The 21,590-nt window shown below is 32.1% G+C and carries 22 protein-coding genes; 4 read left to right on the top strand and 18 right to left on the bottom strand.

From position 1 onward, the window contains the following. From M0Q20_RS01665 to M0Q20_RS01580, 18 genes are all read right to left on the bottom strand, one after another. A partial coding sequence (locus M0Q20_RS01665) for a glycosyltransferase (protein ID WP_366933642.1) occupies nt 1–669 on the bottom strand: 669 nt, incomplete at its 3' end. Beyond that, complete coding sequence (locus M0Q20_RS01660; RefSeq protein WP_295058190.1) at nt 669–2,363, bottom strand: ABC transporter ATP-binding protein; 1,695 nt, start codon at nt 2,361–2,363, stop codon at nt 669–671. The genes M0Q20_RS01665 and M0Q20_RS01660, both read right to left, overlap by 1 nt. Nucleotides 2,364–2,379: 16 nt before the next feature. Beyond that, nucleotides 2,380–4,185 carry an asparagine synthase (glutamine-hydrolyzing) gene (asnB, locus tag M0Q20_RS01655; RefSeq protein ID WP_295058185.1) on the bottom strand — a complete coding sequence of 602 codons (1,806 nt, stop codon included), beginning with the start codon at nt 4,183–4,185 and terminating at the stop codon, nt 2,380–2,382. Further along, nucleotides 4,178–5,350 (bottom strand): glycosyltransferase, encoded by a 1,173-nt coding sequence (locus M0Q20_RS01650; protein WP_295058182.1) that lies wholly within the window; start codon nt 5,348–5,350, stop codon nt 4,178–4,180. Before M0Q20_RS01650 ends, asnB (M0Q20_RS01655) begins: the two co-directional genes overlap by 8 nt. Continuing rightward, nucleotides 5,351–6,430 (bottom strand): non-hydrolyzing UDP-N-acetylglucosamine 2-epimerase, encoded by a 1,080-nt coding sequence (wecB, locus tag M0Q20_RS01645; protein ID WP_295058179.1) that lies wholly within the window; start codon nt 6,428–6,430, stop codon nt 5,351–5,353. It lies immediately after the preceding gene. Between the two features lie 2 nt (nt 6,431–6,432). Next, a complete protein-coding gene (locus tag M0Q20_RS01640; RefSeq protein WP_295058176.1) occupies nt 6,433–7,152 on the bottom strand; it encodes an SGNH/GDSL hydrolase family protein in 720 nt (239 codons plus the stop codon). Then, entirely contained in the window at nt 7,133–7,972 is an 840-nt protein-coding gene (locus M0Q20_RS01635; RefSeq protein ID WP_295058173.1) for a class I SAM-dependent methyltransferase, read from the bottom strand. Before M0Q20_RS01635 ends, M0Q20_RS01640 begins: the two co-directional genes overlap by 20 nt. After that, nucleotides 7,920–8,249, bottom strand: a complete 330-nt coding sequence (locus tag M0Q20_RS01630; RefSeq protein WP_295058170.1) for a hypothetical protein — start codon at nt 8,247–8,249, stop codon at nt 7,920–7,922. Before M0Q20_RS01630 ends, M0Q20_RS01635 begins: the two co-directional genes overlap by 53 nt. Further along, entirely contained in the window at nt 8,249–10,024 is a 1,776-nt protein-coding gene (asnB, locus tag M0Q20_RS01625; protein WP_295058167.1) for an asparagine synthase (glutamine-hydrolyzing), read from the bottom strand. Before asnB (M0Q20_RS01625) ends, M0Q20_RS01630 begins: the two co-directional genes overlap by 1 nt. A gap of 1 nt (nt 10,025) precedes the next feature. Beyond that, complete coding sequence (locus M0Q20_RS01620) at nt 10,026–10,946, bottom strand: class I SAM-dependent methyltransferase (RefSeq protein WP_295058164.1); 921 nt, start codon at nt 10,944–10,946, stop codon at nt 10,026–10,028. After that, on the bottom strand, nt 10,943–12,118 hold the full coding sequence (locus M0Q20_RS01615; RefSeq protein WP_295058162.1) for a glycosyltransferase: 1,176 nt from the start codon (nt 12,116–12,118) through the stop codon (nt 10,943–10,945). Before M0Q20_RS01615 ends, M0Q20_RS01620 begins: the two co-directional genes overlap by 4 nt. Nucleotides 12,119–12,263: 145 nt before the next feature. Next, the gene (locus M0Q20_RS01610) at nt 12,264–13,367 is read right to left on the bottom strand and encodes a DegT/DnrJ/EryC1/StrS aminotransferase family protein (RefSeq protein WP_295058160.1); all 1,104 of its coding nucleotides are present in this window, start codon (nt 13,365–13,367) and stop codon (nt 12,264–12,266) included. Beyond that, nucleotides 13,368–13,946 carry an acyltransferase gene (locus M0Q20_RS01605; RefSeq protein ID WP_295058157.1) on the bottom strand — a complete coding sequence of 193 codons (579 nt, stop codon included), beginning with the start codon at nt 13,944–13,946 and terminating at the stop codon, nt 13,368–13,370. A 2-nt stretch (nt 13,947–13,948) separates the two neighbouring features. Beyond that, entirely contained in the window at nt 13,949–14,908 is a 960-nt protein-coding gene (locus M0Q20_RS01600) for a Gfo/Idh/MocA family oxidoreductase (RefSeq protein ID WP_295058188.1), read from the bottom strand. Next, nucleotides 14,908–16,176, bottom strand: a complete 1,269-nt coding sequence (gene tviB / locus M0Q20_RS01595; RefSeq protein WP_295058154.1) for a Vi polysaccharide biosynthesis UDP-N-acetylglucosamine C-6 dehydrogenase TviB — start codon at nt 16,174–16,176, stop codon at nt 14,908–14,910. Before tviB ends, M0Q20_RS01600 begins: the two co-directional genes overlap by 1 nt. Next, entirely contained in the window at nt 16,166–16,744 is a 579-nt protein-coding gene (locus M0Q20_RS01590) for an ORF6N domain-containing protein (protein ID WP_295058151.1), read from the bottom strand. Before M0Q20_RS01590 ends, tviB begins: the two co-directional genes overlap by 11 nt. Continuing rightward, complete coding sequence (locus tag M0Q20_RS01585) at nt 16,731–17,840, bottom strand: NAD-dependent epimerase (protein ID WP_295058148.1); 1,110 nt, start codon at nt 17,838–17,840, stop codon at nt 16,731–16,733. The genes M0Q20_RS01590 and M0Q20_RS01585 overlap by 14 nt, the downstream gene beginning before the upstream one ends. 11 nt (nt 17,841–17,851) lie before the next feature. Further along, nucleotides 17,852–19,027 (bottom strand): nucleotide sugar dehydrogenase, encoded by a 1,176-nt coding sequence (locus M0Q20_RS01580; protein WP_295058145.1) that lies wholly within the window; start codon nt 19,025–19,027, stop codon nt 17,852–17,854. 121 nt (nt 19,028–19,148) lie between these two features. On the opposite strand from M0Q20_RS01580, the gene flgA reads away from it, so the two are divergent. From flgA to tmk, 4 genes are read left to right on the top strand one after another with little or no spacing between them, the layout of a single operon-like run. Further along, the gene (gene flgA / locus M0Q20_RS01575; protein ID WP_295058142.1) at nt 19,149–20,018 is read left to right on the top strand and encodes a flagellar basal body P-ring formation chaperone FlgA; all 870 of its coding nucleotides are present in this window, start codon (nt 19,149–19,151) and stop codon (nt 20,016–20,018) included. Beyond that, nucleotides 20,015–20,542, top strand: a complete 528-nt coding sequence (locus tag M0Q20_RS01570) for a UbiX family flavin prenyltransferase (RefSeq protein ID WP_295058139.1) — start codon at nt 20,015–20,017, stop codon at nt 20,540–20,542. The genes flgA and M0Q20_RS01570 overlap by 4 nt, the downstream gene beginning before the upstream one ends. Continuing rightward, nucleotides 20,542–21,033, top strand: coding sequence for a pantetheine-phosphate adenylyltransferase (coaD, locus tag M0Q20_RS01565; RefSeq protein WP_295058136.1), 492 nt, complete (start codon nt 20,542–20,544; stop codon nt 21,031–21,033). Before M0Q20_RS01570 ends, coaD begins: the two co-directional genes overlap by 1 nt. Then, complete coding sequence (tmk, locus tag M0Q20_RS01560; RefSeq protein ID WP_295058133.1) at nt 21,018–21,590, top strand: dTMP kinase; 573 nt, start codon at nt 21,018–21,020, stop codon at nt 21,588–21,590. Before coaD ends, tmk begins: the two co-directional genes overlap by 16 nt.

The following is a 21,590-nucleotide window of genomic DNA, read 5'->3' as shown; positions in this document are numbered from 1 at the left end:
GATATAAAGTTTTGCATCTATATCTTTTATGGCTTCTACAAGAAGCTTATGATTTTTTCCGCTATCAACTCTTCCAACCGTAATGAAAGTAAACTTCTCATCTCTAAAATCAACTTCTTCTCTTGAATATGTCTCTATTTTTTCTAAGTCAAAAGGATTGTTTATAGTTACTACATTTTTACAACCAAAACTATTTTGCAAGTCATGAGTATTGCCTTTGGAATTTGCTGTAATAATATCTGCACTCTTATACAAATACTTTATCAAAGTTCTATTTATGAAACCTTGCAAACCGCTTTTATGCTGCAAAGAGGGCATGGCTCTCTCACTTACGACAACCTTAGATTTCATTCCCAAAATCTTTGCCAGTATACTGATATAGTTTGGACGGTTCATAAAAGACAAAGATACTTCGGCGCTATTTAGCTTTTTATACCTCCATGCCAAAAAGGGCAATTTTAAAAGCTTTTTGATGCCGCTCTCTCTTGGGTATGAGTTTTCAAGGTAGAATATCTTTATATCTTTTGGTATCTTGTAAAAAATTGTTTCATTCATCAAAAATAACGTGATATCATATTTATCTTTTAGTTCATCTAAAAGTATAGACACAACCCGCTCAGCTCCACCGCTGGCTAGTGAATAGATCAAGATAGAAAGTTTTTTCTTCACTATTCTAAAACCAATCTTTTGTTTTTTATTTTATAAACTTTTTCGCATCTGTCTATTGTGCTTAATCTATGTGCTATTATTATGAGAGTCTTATCTTGACTTATCTCATATATCTCATCCATTATCTCTTTTTCTATTGCTTCATCAAGAGACGAAGTAGCTTCATCAAGCACTAGTATTTCAGGTTCTTGATAGAGCGCTCTTGCAATAGCTATACGCTGTTTTTGTCCACCGCTAAGCTTTATGCCCCCTTCACCGACAAAAGTATCTATACCGTTTTGATGTGCTTCTAAAAACTCTAGTATTTTTGCTTTTGCCAAGACATCTTTTATCTTCTTTTCATCATACTCTTGTCCAAAGGCTATGTTTTGAGCAACGGTACCATCAAATAAGTACACACTTTGAGGGATATAACCTATTTTTTTTCTCCAGTTTTTTATATTTGACTCACTTATTATTTTATCGTCCACGACTATCTGCCCACTCATAGGTCTGTAAAGTCCTATGAGAATATCTACAAGTGTACTTTTACCGCTTCCGCTCGGTCCTACAAAAGCTATTTTCTCACCTTTTTGTATGCTTAGGTCAATATTTTCGAGTACCATTTTATTTTCACTGTACCCAAAGCTTATATTTTGCAGATGAATGACATTTTGAAAATCTATGTTTTCATTGCCTAAACTTTCCCCATTGTACATCAGGTCATTGTGTATCAGATCAAGTGATTTATGATAGTACATTATTTGATTATAGCTATTCAACAATCTGTTTGCCGATGGCATAAGCCTATACAGACCTAAAACAAACATTGACAAAATACCAAGTGCCGATGAAATATTGCTTTGATACATATACACCAGATAAACTACCACAAGCGCTATAAGCCCAAAACCCAATGTTTCTAAAAATATTCTTGGAAAATTAGACAGAGATTCACTAACGATGGCACTTTTTGTAAAACCATAGCTAGCACTGTTAAATCTGTCTAGTATAAGCTTATCGTTTGATTGCAGTTTTATTATTTTAAAATTTCCAAATGTACTATTTATAATCTCAAAAAACTTTTTTTGGTACTCTTCTCTTACAACTCCTTGTCTTTTAATGATGGGGGAGATCTTTTTTATTAAGAACAGTGCATTAAGTCCTAAAAATATTGTCATTATGATAGTAATCTTCCAATCTATATAGATCATCGCACTATAAATAAAAATAACAACGAATATCTCACTGACCATAAAGAGCGTAGCTGAGATCATAATGGTTAAATATTGAGTTTCATTTATGATGGACTTGGAAAGCTCACTGCTGTTTTTATTTATAAATTGATGATAACTCATCCCAAGATAGTTTTCAAAAAGTCGGTACGCCAAAAGATGAGTTCGTCCTTTAGAAAATCTTGCAAGAAGATAAAAATACAATAGGTTCAGTCCACCTCTTAAAATATAATAAAAAACAAGGAGCACACCAAAAACTATTACAAAATCCAAATAACTGCTAAATCTAAAAAATTCATAAATTGCTTTATAGTACTCATTTGACTCAATCAAAGTGAAATCACTAGCAATTGATATAAAAGGCATGATAGCGGCTATTCCTATAGTCTCAATCACAGCTATAAAAACAGAGAAAAACACTAAAAATAGTAAAAACTTTTTATCATGTTTAGTAAGTAATGAACTCAGCTTCTTTAAAATACTCAAAAATACCCTTTTATCTTAATCTCAATATATTCCAAAGAACATATTCAAAGTTTCTTCCGTTTTGATGTTCTTGAAAGATATTAAACAGATATTTCTTGTTAAATCTATCATCTAAACTTTCTATCTTGGCATAAACTACGTCTTTGAGCTCATTTCTAAACCAATGCTTTAATGGCACGCTAAATCCTCTTTTTGGTCTATCGATCAACTCCTTTGGAACATGTTTATAAAGTATCTCTTTGAGAATAGATTTTGGTCCATTTTTAAGCTTAAGATTTGTAGGTAAACTATATACGAACTCTACAACTCTATGATCAAGCAGAGGAACTCTGGCTTCTAAAGAGTATGCCATACTTGCACGATCTACTTTTACAAGTATGTCATCCGGCAAATATATATGAAAATCAAGTCTGCTTAAACTATCTAACAAATCATCTCCATCAAACTGATATTCTAAAATATCTAACAAACTTAAATCACTCTTTCCAAATGATTCTACTAAAAAATCTCTGTCAAACAAATTTTTAAGCTCCCAAGGCTTTGTAGAGCTATACAAAAGTGCATAAAGATTTTGCTCACTAAGATTTTTAAGCGGATAGCTCATCTTTTGCAATCTATCATGTGTCGAATATCTTCCAATACTTGAAAGCATATTTCTGAGAACTTGCGGTATTTTAGAGAGTTTATTATGATAGTTTTGTGTGAGAAAGTATCTGTCATATCCTAAAAAAAGCTCATCCCCGCCATCACCACTAAGTGCCACTGTAACATGTTCTTTTGTCATTTTTGAGAGTAACATCATCGGCAAGCTTGAAGCATCACCAAAAGGCTCATCATAAAAAGTATCAAAGCCATCTAAAAGAGTAAAAACATCATTTATGCCAAATTTATACTCATAGTGGTCGCTTTTTATATATTTAGCGACTTCTTTTGCGTAGATAGACTCATCATAGGCTTTATCTTCAAATCCTATAGAAAATGTTTTGATTTTTTGGTTTGATTCCTGTGCCATTATAACACTAACCAGACTGCTATCCACTCCGCCACTTAAAAAACTGCCCACTTCCACATCGGCCAAAAGCCTATACTTCACACTACTTCGCAGGAGTCTCTCAGTTTCTTCTACTGCTTCACTATAGCTTATATCTATTTTATCATTTGGCAACTTCCAGTATCTTTTTAGTGCTATGTTTTCTCCATCAAACATTAAGTAGTGTGCAGGCTGTAATTTTTTTATGTTCTGATAATAGCTACTCTCATTTGGAATATAACCCAAAGTCATAAATTGGATAAGGGCTTTATTTGAAACTTTGCATTTTAAATGCTCTGCAAAACCTTTTAGTTCACTCGCAAAAGCAAATTCTCCATTTTCAAAGGTATAGTAAAGTGGCTTTATCCCCACTCTGTCTCGAACTAAATAAAGTTTTTGCTCAAACTTGTCAAAAAGCCCGATAGCAAACATACCTATAAGTTTAAGAAGCGTTTGCTCCACTCCAAACTTACTAAAAAGTTTTAGCAGTGTCTCTGTATCTGAAGTGGTTTTCCAAGCATACTCACACTCACCCCTTAACTCTCTATGATTATATATCTCACCGTTGAAGACAATAACAAACCTTTCATTTTCCATAGGCTGATTGGCATGAGTGGCTAAGTCTTGAATGGAGAGTCGATTGTGACCAAAGTACAAACATTTGTCTCTAAACCTATACTCTTTTAGAGTAGAATTGTCAGGACCTCTGTGAGACATGGAAAGATTTTGTTTTACAAGCTCTTTATAAGAGAGTTTTGTATTATAGTAACCTAAGATGCTACACATTTTTCAACATTTCAATTAATCGTAAAAATTGATTTTCTCTAGAATATTCATTCACTTTATTCACATTCAAAAATCTTTGAGTTTTTATGAAACTATCAAAATCAGTAATATTATCTATTAAATTTCCAGAATTTGTGTCTTTTATCAAAGCGATTATGTCTGAATTTTCATGACAAGAAACAATTATAGGCTTTTTTGAAGCCATGTATTCAAATACCTTTCCTGTTAAATTTTCATTACCATTTTCTGTTTGATCTTCCAACAACAATAAAGCACTACTCTTTTCTCTTTGAGTAGAAACCTCTTCTTTTGAAAGATATCCTAACCATTGAATCTCAACTAAAAGATTTTTTTGCTTAATAAAGTCAAATGGGTTATCTTGACTTGCAAATTTTATTTGAACTTTAACTTGTGGATTTTGTCGTATATATTCATCTATAATATTCACTATTTTATTTGGATTTCTTGTAAATCCCAATGTACCAGTATAAAGTATAGATATATTTTCTTTATCGCTTATACTGATATCTGTATCAATATCTTCAAGTTTTATATCTAATCCATTATAGATTACTTCAACATCTTTTTTATAAAATTTTTCTGCTTTAGTTTTACATGTAGAAGACACTGTCAAGAATTTATCTACATCTTTTGTTAAAAACCTATCGAGTGTAATGTCAATAAAATTTAGTAAAGGTATTTTTTTCTTTTGTCCTTGCATAGAAACTAAATCTCTAAGGTCTAAAATATAAGGAACCTTATAAACTTTTTTAGCATAACTTCCTAAAAGCAGACAAGCACTCGGACCAAAGGAAGCTATAACTATATCAAATTTTAAATCTCTATTTTCATCTATCCATTTAGTAACACTGTTTTTCCAACTAGCGAACAAACTTCTATCAACACTTCTTATAGCTACAGTTGGATGCTTTAAAGTATCACTAAATGTATACTCTCTATTTATAGACACAGGCGGTGTATACTCTATTTCATTTCCTAAATAGTGTATCTTTTTATTTTCTATTTTCTCACCATTCCAATTTGCTGTCAAAACTGTGAATTCTATATCTTTATTTTGTAATGAAAGATTATAAAACCCTCCCCATCTTTTTGAACCAATAGCACCACAAGATGGAAAATAATAAGTTATTAGCAAAACATTCAATTAATACTCCAACAAAGTTTTTATAATATTCTCACTTGCTTCTCCACCACCATATAAACCTAGTTTTGAGTTTTCAATATTGAATGTTAAATTGTTTTTAAAAGCTTCCAATATCTTCTCTTTATCTGCTCCCACTAAAGTATTTGCTTCACACTCTACTAGCTCTACCCACTCAGTTTCATCTCTTAATGTTACGCATGGTTTACCAAAGAAATATGCCTCTTTTTGAAGTCCCCCGCTATCAGTCATCACTAAACTACAGTTATCTATAAGCCATACCATTTCTAGGTATCCTACAGGGTCTATGATTGTTAAATTTTGAATATCTAATTTTAAATTTTCTATTATTTTTTTTGTTCTTGGATGAAGAGGCAAAATCACTTGTTTTTCTTTTGCAATTTCATCTAATGCTTCAAAAATATTTTTTAGTCTATTTTCATCATCTGTATTTTCAGCTCTATGAATAGTACAAAGTATAAAACTATTTTTTATATCTAGCTTTGGTTTTACGGCAAGATGCTTATAAAACATCGCACCATCTTGCATGACATCACCCACATTAGTTATTAGTTGTTGGTTATTAGTAGTTAGTTTGAAAGGAAAGCCTTCTGCTTTTAAGTTTTTAACTGCTGTTTCTGTAGGACAAAAAAGAATTGTACTCACTCTATCTGTAAGAATTCTATTTACTTCCTCAGGCATCTTCATATTGAAGCTTCTTAGTCCTGCTTCAATATGTGCTAGTTTTATATGAAGTTTACTAGCCACTATTGCACCTGCTAAAGTTGAGTTTGTATCTCCATACACCATAATCCAATCAGGTTTCTCTTTAAGAGCCACTTCCTCTATTTTTTCAATCATTTGCCCCGTCATGGCACCATGTGACTTCCCACCGATTCCTAAAAAATAATCAGGTTTTGGTATTTGCATCTGTTCAAAAAAGACATCACTCATGTTGGAATCATAATGTTGCCCGGTATGAACTATGACTTCTACTACCTCTGTATGTTTAGCTATCTCACGGCTTACAGAACCTGCTTTAATAAACTGTGGTCTTGCTCCTAATATTGTGAGTATTTTCATTTTTATTCCATTTCAATAATTTTTATTAGTTCTTCAAAAATTCTTTTATGCCCATCTGCACTGTAGTGAATCCCCTCTGGGTTAAACCTTTGCCTATCATACTTAAAAATATTTTCTATATCTAAAATTAATGTTCTTTCATTTTGTAGTTCATTAAAAACTTTTTTATATTTAATAACATTGTTTTCAATTCCAGGAAAAATATTTTCCACCCTGCTACTAACCATTGGTAAAGATAAAAAAACCATCTTAGTATTACTTTCTTTTATAATAATTTTTTGTAGCTTTAAAAGATATAGTTTAAAAGCATTTTTAGAAACCCAAGGTCTTGACATGCCAAACTTAGCACATAAGGTTTGAAACTTTGAATATGTTACTAATCTATAAATAAATTGAATAAGTTTTTCAAAATAGCTATTGGAAACTAAAATTTCATTATTGATTTTCCACAACCATCTTGGATAATTTCTGGGTGTTAAATCATTTATTCCAACAGATATAATACAGATATCATAAAAAGAAGCCATTGAATTATTCCAATAATACTTCACTGCTTCTGAAGAAGTCATTCCTGGTTTTGAAACCACATCAATTTGATAATTTTGTTTTCTTAAAAGTTCAATATAAGTCAAATCATCATGACTTTTTCTATAAGGTCTTATCCACATTGTTGTAGAATCACCAATGATTAATACTCTTTTATTAGTATCGTCTACCAACATACCCTATCCCAAGAAGTCTATGACCAAAAAGTTTTTCATATGTTAACGGAGATTGAACACTAACCATATAGTCTTTTTTTTCAAACCACACTAAAACTTCATTAAATCTCAACCTCTCTGCATACATCGGCGTAAACATATCTCTTATCCCATGTACAGTATTTTGAAACTTCCATTCTCTATTTCTATTAATTCCTCTATTTTTTATAAGTGGATGAAAAATTAAAGATATAAAATATATAATTGGGGTTCTTATAAAGCTAGGACTTCTACTCAAAATAGGTCTAAATATTCTATGTGAAACGAACCAATAAAGATGAACAAGAAAACCTCTAATTCCCTTTATTCCGAATGAATCTTCCCAAGCATAAACCCATATAAATATACTTCCATCTTTTTTAACTTTTTTTTCTATTGATTCAAAAGCTTTTTCTGTGGAAAATGTATGGTGTAATACTCCTTGACAATGTACATGATCAAAAAACAAATCTTTAAATGGTAATCTAAAGAGAGAAGATACAACTGGAAAAATTCTATTTGTTTCCAATAAATCTAATCCAGCTCTGATTACAGCAAGGTTTAAATCAACAGCTACTACTCTTGCTTTAGTAAATATTTCCATTAAATATTTTGCTTCTTTACCAAATCCACAACCTACATCCAAAACCAATGTTTTACTTTCTCTTTCTTGTTCACTCATCTTAAGCCACACATCTTTATGCAATTTAATACCTTGTTCTTTATCATAGGCAAATGTTATTTCATCATCACCTAATCCCCCCCCATTCTTCTGTAAATGTTGTTTGGATACTTTTCTCACCTTGCATAGGCTCTAAATTTGGTAATTTTAGATTCTTATATTCATTTTCCAATAATATACTTTTATAATCATCAATAAATTTTAATGACAATTTTGTCTTAAATGTTAATAAAACAGGAACACCATTAATAATCGGATATAAATTTTGTGTTTTATTTGAATACAAAAAACCTGTTTTTATAACTATTCTTCCATCCGTATACTGATGGTTCTCTATTTCTACCAAACTCAACTCTGAACCATCTACTGGATCTACTAAAATCTCAAACATTTGCATTATTTTTCTCCTATTTTTATCTTATAAACTTCTTCCCAAATAGCAACATTGACTATTTTCCAAAATATTGGATCACTTTTATCAATATCTAGATTTACACCTAATTCTTTTAATATTTTAGAACTTTTTAAATATCCACCTATTTTTTTTAAAAATTCATGATTATTACACCATTCATTTTGAGGTACGGGAAAACCTTTTTTTTCTTTATTCCATATAATACTTTTATCTACACTCCCTTCAAAAGTTTTTCTTAGTATATATTTACTAAATCCATCTTTGTATTTTAAGTGTGAAGGTAAAGAGAGTGCAAATTCTACAACTCTGTAGTCCAAAAATGGACCTCTTGACTCTATAGACTTACTCATAGAGTTTCTATCTACATATCTCAAAAGAACACTCAGATACTCTGAAACATCATTGAGTAATTTTTTATTTAAGTTTTCAAAGCCACTAAAAGAGCTTTTTCCACTTGAAATAAATGTTTGTTTTTTATTAAAGAGCTTTTTAGCCCTTTTCTGAAAATAGAGTTTTTCAAAAAGAGATGGAAATAAAGATATTAAACATAACTTCACATCTTGAAATAAAAAACTTTTATAGTATTTTAGATAATCTTTCCAAAAAGTTAAGTTATAAAAATTTTCTCTCATAACAATAGCTCTATATGTTCCATAACCTGCAAATATCTCATCTGCTCCTTGCCCATCTAAAGATACTTTCACTCCAGATTTTTTCATCTCATCATATACTTTGTATTGAGCATAAATACCCAATGTATCAAAAGGTTCATCTTGCATGTATACTATATGTTCAATGTCTTTTATAAGCCCGTCTATGTCCGATAGTATATAGTGTTGATTTAATCCAAGTTTTTTTACTGTTTTATCTATATTGTTATTTTCATTTATTTGGTCGTTATCTTCATATATAGAAGAGAAGCTCTCTATTTGCGGATTTTTTGTGTGTACATTTGAAACTATAATGTTTGAATCAACTCCTCCACTTAAAGCCATACCTATTTTTACATCACTTCTAAGTCTTAGATTTATACTACTGTCTATTAAATCTTTTAGTTGATTTTTAGCTTCAGTTTCTGAGACTTCATTATCTTTAGCTAGTAAAGAAAAATATTTCTGAAATTCAAATTTATTGGTTTTTGTATCATAAGTCATATTGTGTGAGCTAGGAAATCTATATATATCTTTAAACATTGTCTCTTTTTTATGCTCTTGCGTACCATAAACCAAGTATCTTATGAGTTCCTCTTTATTTGCTACTTTGTTTTCTAAAAATGGCAACAAAGCTTTAATCTCAGAAGCAAATAAGAATTTACCATCTTTAAAAATATAATAAAGTGGTTTCACTCCCAATCTATCCCTAGATAAAAAAAGTATCTCTTCTTTTTTATCTAAAATAGCAAAAGCCCACATTCCATTAAATCTATTTACACAACTTTGTCCCCATTGCTGATAGGATTTCAATATAACTTCAGTATCAGAATTAGTCTTAAATTTATACCCAAGCTTTAAAAGTTCATCTTTTATCTCAATATAGTTATATATTTCACCATTGAAAATTATAACTAATTCATCCATTTCCATAGGTTGGTTGCTATGAGTTTCTAAATCAATAATTGAAAGTCTTGTGTGTCCTAATAAAATATTTTCATATTCAAAGACTGATTGATTGTCAGGACCTCGATGATCTATTAATTGCAAAGAACTTTGAAATAAATCTTTGTTGTTACAATTTACTGAACCGATTATTCCGCACATATCAATTTTTTCTCACCAAAGCATGTTGTCTTATGCCAAATGAAATTTTTTCAATTAAAGAATTATAACTTTCTAAAAACACTTTATAAAAACCTAGAGAATATTTAATAGGCAAAATATTTGCAATATAATAAACAATAGGAAATTTATCAAAGTAATAAGGTACAAAATTTTGGTAATAATTCACTTCTAAACCATGTTTAGTTAATAGTTTCAAAAAACTCTTCTTACTCATTGCAGGATGCCAATTTAATGCAAATTCCCAGTTTTCTAATGGATTTAAAAGCCTAATTAAGGTTTTAGGCTTAGTAAGAATCATTGAAAAAAATTGAAATGGATAAAAATATAAATTTTGACAAGGGGTTGAAATTAAAAGCAGCCCATCTTGTTTAAGTAAACTATAAATATTTTCTAAATAAAGATTAGGGGATGGTACATGTTCTATTACTTCTGCCGATAAACAAAAATCTGCAATAGGTTCATCAAAAATATTATAAAAATCAAGCATAGATCCGTTTATGTATATTATATTATCTAAACTTTTATTTGTTTTTTTTGCATACAATATAGCTTCTAGTGACAAATCAATTGCGATTACTAAATCAAATTTTTTTGATAACACTTTCAAATACCCACCTTCTCCGCAGCCACAATCTATGGCAAGTGAATTATCTTTTAAATTAATAATCTCAATTATTGAAATATTTTTATCTATTATCTTTTTTTCACTATATTCATCAAAGTATACTTTTAGTTGATTTGAACTAACTATTTTCGTACTTTGGATGACCTTATCCATTGCGTATTGTTCTTTTTTATTTATTTCATAAAAAGAAATACTTTCTTTATCTTGAATAAAAATGCCATCATTTTCTAAGTACAGCCTACTTTCTAAGATTTTTCTTAAAATTTTATTTTTCATTTAACTGCCTTTTTGTATAGTTCAATTTGCTGAGCATAAATATTTTCAGGTTTTAGTTCTTTCATTTTATCTTTAAGCTTTAAAGCTTTATTTTTAGAATCTTCTAGATTACACTCAATATAGTTTAACTTTTCAAGCCAACTATTAATATCTAAATATTTAGCGACCCAACCATTAATACCATCTTCTATAAATTCTGAATGCCATTCTATATCACTAGTAATTATCATATTTCCAAAAATAGCTGCTTCATATATTACAAAACCCGATATAGGGATTAAGCAAATAGGATTTTTTTCTAAATATTTTATAATTTCACTTGTATTTAAAAATCCTGTAAAAATAACTTTATCTTCTAAACTACTATCAATAACTCTTTTTTTAAGTTCGTCCATCATCTCACCATTTCCAACTATTACTAACTTTTTAGTAGTCTTTGGATTATTTTCAACAAATTTTATATACAACTCTAAGATAAAATCAGGATGTTTATCTCCAACTAATCTTCCTATAAATAAAAAATATTCTGGTTCTATCATACAAACATCGTCATTCAATCGATAGAATAATTCATTTCTTAATGGTAAAGGTAGTACAGTTATGTTTTTTTGACTGGAAATACTTCTTACATAATTTGCCGTATATTTGTTAGGAACAATAACATTATCACTTCTATTTAAAACAAACTCCTCTACAAAAAAACTAATAAATTTATTATTAAAAATATGGTATCTTCCTATTTTACTTTGCGCTAATCTATTATCTCCCCCAATAGTTGAAACAAAAGGTATTTTAGAGAACTTTGATGCTAATAATAATGAAAAAGACATTAAATAAGGATGACCTGTTCTTGCAATTTTAATATTATTTTTTTTAATAATTTTTATTAAATTAAAAATATGATAAATGTAGACAAACCCTGAAAAAAATAAAAAAAATATTTTTTTACGCTTAAACTTGTGTAGAAAATTAAAATACTTTGGCGAAATAACAACCAACCAATCTTTATTATGTTTAATCTTTAAATCATTTGGGTTATATGAAATAAAATATACTTCATCAAAATAATTATTTGGGTTATAGTACTCCAAAGACAAATCCAGATTACCTTTTTTTTGAAAATCTTCTAATGAATTTTCAATTGTTAAAATTAAATTATTATTTGTTGGCATTAAATTTTTATACTCCTCTTGATAAAAAATATATTCAAGTCTATTACTCGCTGTTTTAATTCACAATCTTTTGTCATTCGTATGATGCCTGAATCTATGATTAAGTAATCATACATATTAGTTTTTAGTTTTTGGTCGCTAGTTTTTAGTGAATGCAATTTACAACCTCATTAGTTATATACTCAATCTCTTCATCTGTTACATAAGGATTCATTGGCAAGCTCATAATCTCCTCTGATACTGTCTCAGATATTGGAAAATCACCTTTTTTATACCCTAAATATTCAAAACATTCTTGTAGATGTAATGGCATTGGATAATGTACTGCGGTTGGTATTCCTGCTTGTTTTAGTTTTTCCTGTATTTCATCTCTATTTTTTACTCTTACCGAGTATTGAGCCCATGCTGATGTTATTTTCTCATCTATATATGGAAGAATCAAGTCCAATCTATTTTCTAAAGCTTTTGTATATTTAGAAGCAACTTCCTGTCTTAGAGCCAAATCTTTTTTATAGTATTTTAGTTTTACATTTAAAACTGCTGCTTGAATAGTATCTAGTCTTCCGCCCATGCCTATGTATTTGTGATGATAGCGTTTTGATTGCCCATGAAGTCTAAGAGATTTCATCTTGTTTGCCAAAGCCTCATCATTTGTAAATACCGCTCCGCCATCACCATAACATCCTAAAGGCTTTGCAGGAAAAAAAGAAGTTGTTGAGATATCTCCTAAGTTACCATCAGTCTTCTCTTTATAGGTACTGCCAAAAGATTGTGCACCATCGATAATCACTTTTAGATTGTGTTTATCTGCAATCGCTTTGATGGCATCTATATCCGTCGGCTGTCCGTATAAGCTTACTGGAATAATAGCTTTTGTTTTTGGCGTGATTGCTTGTTCTATTTTATATGGGTCAATATTATAAGTTTTTTCATCTATATCAACAAACACTGGTTCTGCGCCTAAAAAAGCTATAGTTTCCGCCGTGGCTATAAAAGTAAATGGAGTAGTTATAACCTCATCACCTGGTTTTATATCAAGTGCCATCATAGCAAGCAGCAAAGCATCCGTACCATTGCTGCAAGATATTGCATACGCAGCACCTGTAAATTCTTCTAAATTCTTTTCTAAAACTTGAACTTCATCACCCATGATAAAGTTACAGTTTCTAGCCACTTTTAATATAGCCTCTTCTATCTCCTCTTTATATAGATTATGTTGATATTGTAAGTTTGCAAAATCTATCTTCATTTATCCCTCTATCACAATAAGGTTGTTATTTTCTATTTTGTATTTACTATCATCATAGCTATCAACTGCAACATTTTTTTCATCAAACTTGAGTGTATTTCCTGCACGACTGACCCACCCAATCTGTTTGGCAGGAACGCCAACCATTAAAGCGTATGGTTTTACATCTTTGCTAACTACTGCTCCGCTTCCTATTAGTGCATACTCTCCTATAGTTACTCCGCATATTATGGTAGCGTTTGCTCCTACAGTACAGCCATATTTGAGAAGTGTCTTTTTAAATTCGTGGCGTCTTACGATAAAAGCTCTTGGATTTGTGACATTTGTAAAAACCATAGAAGGACCTAAAAACACGTCATCTTCAATCTCTATGCCTTCATAGATAGAGATGTTGTTTTGTACTTTTACACCGCTTCCTATCTTTACTTTTGGACCGACGACACAGTTTTGTCCAAAAGAGCAGTTACTTCCTATTACAGAACCGCTCAGGATGTGTGAAAAATGCCATATCTTAGTATTGTCACCTATGCTTACATTTTCATCTATATATGATGATTCATGAATAAAACACTTTGACATATTTAATTTATTACCTTTTTAACAAATGGATGATAATCACCCTTCATCCCTATTGAATCTAAATTTCTAATAGTTGAAACTGTTCTAATAGATCCATAGGCTTCATCTAACCCAAAACCTTTGCCTTTTAGTATCTCTTCATAACTTCTTGTATGCAAATCAGTAAATCCACCACTAAACTCTATCTCATCTCCATCAACAGTTATAGAACGATAAGTAGTCATACCGCTAGCCTTAACATCATCTGGAATATAGTTATAATTAACACTTAAAAACCATCTTACATTTGCATGTTTTAGTTTAAAACTTCCAGCATTTGTATCTGGAGTTTTAAGATGCACAATATTTTCTTGCACCTCGCCAAATATCCAACATAACATATCATAAAAGTGAACCCCTATATTTGAGGCTATACCACCACTTTTTGTTTCATCGCCTTTCCATGATACAAAATACCATTTACCTCTACTTGTTAGATATGTTAAATCTATATCATAGGTTTTGTTTGGGTTTTTTTCTAGTTCTTTTTGAACTTTTTCTTTAAGTGCTATGATTGAAGGATGAAGTCTTAGTTGCAAAATATTGTTTACTTTTCTACCGGTCTCTTGCTCTATGACTTTTAGCTGATCTATATTGTGCGGATTTAAAACAAGTGGTTTTTCACATATAGCGTCTGCTCCACTTTTAAGAGCGAATCTTATATGTGCGTCATGCAGATAGTTTGGTGTAGCTATAGCCATATAGTCTATCTTTTTATTTCCATCTCGATGCCATTTATCAACAAAGCGATCAAATCTTTCAAACTCTGTAAAAAAGCTAGCCTCTGGGAAATGGCTATCCATAATACCAATACCGTCATATTTATCCATAGCTGCTACAAGATTATTTCTCGTCTCTTTTATAGCTTTCATGTGTCTTGGTGCAATATAGCCTGCAGCACCGATTAAAGCAAAATTTTTCATCATAGCCTGCCGTCACTCTCTTTCAAAATAGATTTTATGTCATAGGTTACTAATTGAGAGTTGAGAATTGAGAATTGAGAATTTAGCTCTTTAAACTCTTCATGAGCGACCGCCAAAACTACTGCATTGTAATTTTCAAATTTCAATTCTTCATTATCAATTAAGTCCAAGTTATACTCATGCTTTACTTCTTTAGCATCCGCCCAATAATCACTCACATCTACATCACATCCAAAATCTTGCAACTCTCTTATCACATCTATAACTCTTGAGTTTCGTATATCTGGACAGTTTTCTTTAAAGGTGATGCCAAGAACTAACACCTTTGAACCCTCTATCTTGAGACCTTTTTTTATCATGAGTTTTATCACTTGATTTGCTACATAGATGCCCATGTTGTCGTTAAGCCTTCTTCCCGCCAAGATAATCTCTGGGTTATAACCTACCTCTTGAGCTTTATGTGTTAAGTAATAGGGATCAACCCCTATGCAGTGACCACCTACAAGTCCCGGACGAAATGGAAGAAAATTCCATTTTGTTCCTGCTGCCGCCAAGACATCGTTTGTGTTTATACCAAGCTTATTAAATATAATTGCCAGTTCGTTTACAAACGCTATATTTATATCTCTTTGAGAATTTTCTATAACCTTTGCAGCTTCCGCTACTTTGATTGTAGGTGCCAAATGAGTGCCAGCAGTAATAACACTTGCATATAATTCGTCTACTCTTTTTCCTGTCTCAGGAGTACTGCCGCTTGTAACTTTAAGTATCTTTGTTACAGTATGCTCTTTATCGCCTGGATTTATTCTCTCAGGAGAGTAGCCACAAAAGAAATCTTGATTGAATTTAAGTCCTGAGAATTTTTCAAGTACTGGTACACAATCTTCTTCTGTAGCACCTGGATAAACTGTGCTTTCATAGATAACTATATCATCTTCTTTAAGCACTTTCCCTACCGTTTCGCTTGCTTTTATAAGAGGAGTCAGATCAGGTCTTTTGTTTTTATCTATAGGAGTTGGCACTGTTACTATATAGATATTACAATCTTTAATATCTTCAATCTCCAATGTAAACTTCATACCATTTGAAAATGCTTCTTTTAGTTGTGTTTCATTAAGTTCAAGAGTTCTGTCGTATCCGCTTGAAAGCTCATCAATTCTCCACTTTGATATATCAAAGCCAACTACTTCATATTTTGAAGAAAATGCATGAGCTAAAGGAAGTCCCACATATCCAAGACCGATGATGCAAATCTTACTATTTTTCATTTTTTACCCTTTTTATGCTTTTACTAACTTTCGCAAACCCTAGATTAAATTCAAACTTTGTAGTAGTTTCTACCACTTCGCCATCTTTTGAGTCTTCTAAAATATCAGGTTCTATATCTATTATCTCTTCTAAAATTTTATTTGATTTGTGTGCTAGCTCTTTTTGTATATTTTCATCTTCTGTTTTCATAATGCTGTTAATATTTCTTGATAACTCTTTTACTTTAGCAAAAGTTTCTATGATATCTAGTGTGGTTTGAGTTGCTATTTTACTTTTTATTATAGTAGCTAACATATACAAGCCTTTTTCAGTAAAAACTTTAGGAAGATGTGGAGAAAATTTCAGTTTTTCGAGGTGGTCAAAATTTTTGACCACCTCTTGTTTTTCCTCTTTTGTCAGTTCTATAATGTATCCACTTGGAAACTTTTCAAGATTATTTGATACAGCTTGATTAATTTCTTTTGTAGTTACTCCGTACAATTCTGCAACATCACTATCTACTAAAACTAGATTGCCCTTATATTTTATTAGTCTATTTTGCAAAGCCTCAAATCTAACTATCTCCACATCTATCCCTTAATGTTCTTATCGTCAGTTTAACTTGAAAAAAATCCAAATACCAATCCACAAACTTATCAATCCCCTCTTGTATAGGCGTTTGTGGTTTATAACCTAAATCCTCTACCAAGTCAGTCACATCAGCATAAGTTGCTGGTACATCTCCGGCTTGGATTGGCATAAAGTTTTTCTCTATTTTACAACCGAGTTTGTTTTCTATGGCTGTTATGAAGTCCATAAGCTTTACGGGGTTGTTGTTTCCGATATTGTAGATTTTATATGGTGCAGATGAAGTTGAAACTTCTCCATCTACTCCGTTCCACGCTTTGTCTTTTTGAGCAGGATTGTCTATAACTCTAATTACTCCTTCAACTATATCGTCTATATAAGTAAAGTCTCTTAGCATATCGCCATTGTTAAAAACATCTATTGCTTTGCCCTCTAGCGCTGCTTTTACAAATAAAAAGAGTGCCATATCAGGTCTTCCCCACGGTCCATAAACTGTAAAAAACCTCAACCCTGTTGTGCTTATTCCAAAAAGATGAGAATAGGTGTGTGCCATTAATTCATTTGATTTTTTACTTGCTGCATAAAGGCTAATTGGATGGTCCACATTGTGCTTTGTAGAGAATGGCAACTCTTCATTAAGTCCATAAACAGATGAGCTAGAAGCGTAACAAAGATTTTTTACATTGTTTTGCCTGCAAGATTCCAAAATATTCATAAATCCTATGATGTTGCTATCCATATAGGCATCAGGATTTGTCAAAGAGTATCTAACTCCTGCTTGCGCCGCCAGATTACATACTGCATCAAACTTTTCTGCTTCAAAAAGCTTCATCATTGCTTCTTTGTCTTCTAGGTTAAGTTTTATAAACTTATAGTTTGCATTAGTGCTCGATGTCAGAAGTTTGCCGTAAGGTATCTCTTTGCCTTTTTCAAGTGTATCTATAATACCGCCTCTTTGAAGTCGCCCATATTTTACATTTTGGTCATAGTAGTCATTGATATTGTCAAGTCCAACTACTTCATCACCTCTCTCAAGAAGCTTAATGGCTAAATGGCTTCCTATAAACCCTGCTGTACCTGTTACTAGTATCTTCAAATTAAATCCTCTTAACTATCGCTATTAAATATATCTCTCGTATAGACTTTGGCTTTTACATCCATAATATTCTCGCTAAGCCTGTTTGCCACTATGACATCGCTTATTTTTTTAAACTCGTCCAAATCTTTTACAACTCTTGAGTTAAAGAAATCATCTTCTTGGCAGGCAGGTTCATAGATAACTACCTCTATCCCTTTTGCTTTTATGCGCTTCATAATGCCTTGTATAGCGCTGCTTCTAAAGTTGTCGCTTCCTGTTTTCATAACAAGTCTGTAGATTCCGACTACCTTTGGTTTTTTGGCTAAAATTGAGTCTGCTATAAAATCTTTTCTTGTGCTATTTGCGTTTACTATCGCTTCTATCAGATTGCTTGGTACATCTTTATAGTTTGCAAGAAGCTGTTTTGTGTCCTTTGGCAAGCAGTATCCGCCGTATCCAAAGCTCGGATTGTTGTAGTGTGTCCCTATGCGCGGATCAAGCCCCACTCCCTCTATAATCTGCTTGGTATCAAGTCCGTGTGTCTGTGCGTATGAGTCAAGCTCGTTAAAGTATGCAACCCTCATGGCAAGATATGTGTTTGCAAAGAGTTTTATTGCCTCTGCTTCTGTCGAATCTGTAAACAAAATTGGTATATCTTTTTTGATGGCACCATCTGCCAAAAGAGAAGCAAACACTTCTGCTCTTTTACTCTTTTCACCGACTATAATGCGGCTTGGGTATAAGTTGTCATGAAGTGCCAATCCCTCTCTTAAAAACTCAGGTGAGAAGATAATATTGTCTGTTTTAAACTTCTCTTTTAAGCTCTTTACATAACCTACAGGAATGGTTGACTTTATAATCATTACGGCATCTGGATTTATTTTTAGAACGTCAGCGATTACATACTCAATGCTTTTTGTGTTGAAGTAGTTTGTTTGTGCATCATAATCTGTCGGCGTTGCAATAATTACATAATCGGCTTTGTCATACGCCTCGTTTTTATCCAATGTTGCACGAAAATTTAAATCATCTCTTAAAAGAAACTCTTCTATCTCCTTATCTTCAATAGGAGAGATTTTTTTGTTTAGCATCTCCACTTTCTCGGGGATAATGTCTAGTGCGACAACCTCATTATGTTGTGCTAAAAGAATCCCATTGCTAAGTCCTACATATCCTGTTCCGGCTATTGCTATCTTAAAACTCATTAAAAGTAAAACCTTATATGTTTTTTTTTATTTATGCGGGGGATTATACTAAAGAGTGACTTAAACTCCTCTATTTTTTATTATGTTAAAATACTAAAAATTTTATGATTGGACTTTTTTTATGTTACTTAAGCTTATTGTTTTACTACTTTTTTGCTTTAATCTCTATGCAAATATGGAGCTTAGAGGTGTTTACTATGTAGATAGCAGAGAAGTAAACTCATCTGTCATTACGGGAGATAAAAAAAACTGTTTTCAAATTTTAACAATTCCCGAAAATGACTATTTAGATAAGATAAAAAGCAAAGAGTTGATAAAGATGCTCGATAAAAATAGGTATAAAAACTACAAGCATAAAAGCAGTTACGTAAACTTTGTTCTAAAGAGTCCGATAGATACATCCTTCATAAAACAGAGGCTAAGAGAGTATTACACAAAACAGTATGATGCCATAGAGATAGAGGATATTATTGTAGAACCAAGAGCCTACATGCAGACTCTGCCTAAAGATTATATTGTAGAGATACGAAGTCGTGACTATCTCTTTAGCGATGGGACTATTAACATTAAAACTCCCCAAAACAAGAAGTACTTTTTTAACTACTATATAAAGGCGCGTCTTACTGTATTTCAGAGTAGAGAGAAGATAAAAAAAGACACCAAGATAACACCTCTGCACTACATACAAAAAAAGATTCTCTTAGATAGATTTAGAGCCAAGCCGCTTCAAGATATGGACAGCACTCAACTGCAGGCAAAACGCCATATACCAAAAGGCAGGATTATTACCTATAATGATGTAGAATCACCCGATGTGGTACGAAGAGATGCTATGATTAACGTTACCATGGTTAAAGAGGGAATGGTCATTACTTTTAGCGCAAAAGCACTTCAAGACGCCAAAGTAAATGATATAATAAAAGTTCAAAACAGCAATGGAAAAACTTTAAAAGTCAAAGTTACAGGCAACAACAGAGCGGAGATAGAGTGAAAAATCGTAAAATAGTAGTAGCTACAAGCGGGGCAAGCGGTGTAAATTTAGGTTTAAAAATCATCAACCTGCTTCCCAAAGATATAGAAAAACATCTCATAATGACAGAAAATTCTGAGACAGTTTTAGATAAAGAGATGGGTGTGACCCTGCATGACAACAGTGATATCTCTGCAAGTATTGCATCGGGTTCATTTGGAGTGGATGCAATGATTATCGCGCCTTGTAGCATGAACACGCTAGCAAAAATAGCGTGTGGCATAGCGGACAACTTAGTAACAAGATGTGCAAGCGTCATGATAAAAGAGCATAAAAAGCTTATTTTAGCTCCGCGCGAGATGCCGTTTTCGGCAATCGCCTTAGAGAATATGCACAAGCTTGCAACTCTTGGAGTCATCATAGCACCGCCCGTTATGGCTTACTACTCCAAACAGCAGACTCTTGATGAGATGGAGAACTTCCTTATAGGAAAGTGGTTTGATTTACTTAATGTAGAAAACAATTTATATAAAAGATGGAAATAATGAGAAAAATAGCACTTTACCCAGGTACATTTGACCCTATTACAAACGGGCACTTTGACATTATCGAAAGAGCTTTAAATCTCTTTGATGAAGTAATCATAGCAGTTGCGATATCTCAAGATAAAAAACCGATGTTTACATTAGCAGAGAGAATTGAGATGACAAAAGAGGCTGTAAAAGATTTAAAAAATGTCACTGTTCTTGGTTTTGACAACCTCACTGTTGAACTTGCAAAAACCCATGGTGCCAGTATAATCATTCGTGGTTTGCGTGCGGTAAGCGATTTTGAGTATGAACTTCAGCTTGGATATCTAAACAACTCTCTAAATGATACTATTGAGACGGTTTATCTTATGCCAAAGCTCCAACATGCATTTATAAGCTCCTCTATTGTTAGAAATTTGCTAAAATTTAATGGCAAAACTGAGCACCTTGTTCCAAAAGAGGTACAAAAAATTATAGGAAATATGAAATCATGTACGTTGCAATAGAGGGAATTGATACAGCCGGAAAAAGCACGCAGATAGAGAGATTAAGAGGATATTTTGCTGATGCCGTCATTACAAAAGAACCCGGAGCTACCGAGATTGGAAAAAAGATAAGAGAGATAGTTCTTGGCGCTAAAACAAAGAGTAAAAAAGCGGAGTTTTTACTCTTTTTAGCAGATCGTGCGGAGCATGTAAAAGAGGTTATCGAGCCAAATCAAGAGAGATTAATAATCTCTGATAGAAGCGCTGTAAGCGGAGTTGCTTACGCTCTTGTCCAAGGCGAGATAGAGAAAAAAGATCTAGTATCCTTGAATAATTTTGCAACAGGCGGCATATACCCCTCAAAAATCTTTCTCTTAAAGCTTACGAAAGAGGAGTTAAAATTTAGACTCTCGCAAAAAGAGCTTGATGGAATTGAATTAAGGGGAGAAGAGTATCTTCTTGGCATACAAGAAGCAATTATAGAGGCTGCAAAGCTTCTAAATCTTGAGCTTATAACAGTTGATGCCACAAAAAGCATAGATGATATAACGCAGGAGATATTAAACAATATTAAATAA

Origin of the sequence: Sulfurimonas sp. (genome assembly GCF_023229025.1) — a bacterium.
GTDB lineage: Bacteria > Campylobacterota > Campylobacteria > Campylobacterales > Sulfurimonadaceae > Sulfurimonas.
This window is presented reverse-complemented; position numbering and strand designations above follow the sequence as displayed.

What these genes read in the sequence shown, in the direction of transcription:
- flgA (WP_295058142.1), top strand. Translation starts at nt 19,149, where the DNA reads ATGTTACTTAAGCTTATTGTTTTACTACTTTTTTGCTTTAATCTCTAT.
- M0Q20_RS01600 (WP_295058188.1), bottom strand. Translation starts at nt 14,908, where the DNA reads ATGAAAAATTTTGCTTTAATCGGTGCTGCAGGCTATATTGCACCAAGA.
- M0Q20_RS01630 (WP_295058170.1), bottom strand. Translation starts at nt 8,249, where the DNA reads ATGCAAATGTTTGAGATTTTAGTAGATCCAGTAGATGGTTCAGAGTTG.
- coaD (WP_295058136.1), top strand. Translation starts at nt 20,542, where the DNA reads ATGAGAAAAATAGCACTTTACCCAGGTACATTTGACCCTATTACAAAC.
- wecB (WP_295058179.1), bottom strand. Translation starts at nt 6,430, where the DNA reads ATGAAAATACTCACAATATTAGGAGCAAGACCACAGTTTATTAAAGCA.
- M0Q20_RS01605 (WP_295058157.1), bottom strand. Translation starts at nt 13,946, where the DNA reads ATGTCAAAGTGTTTTATTCATGAATCATCATATATAGATGAAAATGTA.
- asnB (WP_295058185.1), bottom strand. Translation starts at nt 4,185, where the DNA reads ATGTGTAGCATCTTAGGTTACTATAATACAAAACTCTCTTATAAAGAG.
- tmk (WP_295058133.1), top strand. Translation starts at nt 21,018, where the DNA reads ATGTACGTTGCAATAGAGGGAATTGATACAGCCGGAAAAAGCACGCAG.
- M0Q20_RS01620 (WP_295058164.1), bottom strand. Translation starts at nt 10,946, where the DNA reads ATGAAAAATAAAATTTTAAGAAAAATCTTAGAAAGTAGGCTGTACTTA.
- asnB (WP_295058167.1), bottom strand. Translation starts at nt 10,024, where the DNA reads ATGTGCGGAATAATCGGTTCAGTAAATTGTAACAACAAAGATTTATTT.
- tviB (WP_295058154.1), bottom strand. Translation starts at nt 16,176, where the DNA reads ATGAAAAATAGTAAGATTTGCATCATCGGTCTTGGATATGTGGGACTT.
- M0Q20_RS01640 (WP_295058176.1), bottom strand. Translation starts at nt 7,152, where the DNA reads ATGTTGGTAGACGATACTAATAAAAGAGTATTAATCATTGGTGATTCT.
- M0Q20_RS01610 (WP_295058160.1), bottom strand. Translation starts at nt 13,367, where the DNA reads ATGAAGATAGATTTTGCAAACTTACAATATCAACATAATCTATATAAA.
- M0Q20_RS01580 (WP_295058145.1), bottom strand. Translation starts at nt 19,027, where the DNA reads ATGAGTTTTAAGATAGCAATAGCCGGAACAGGATATGTAGGACTTAGC.
- M0Q20_RS01615 (WP_295058162.1), bottom strand. Translation starts at nt 12,118, where the DNA reads ATGCCAACAAATAATAATTTAATTTTAACAATTGAAAATTCATTAGAA.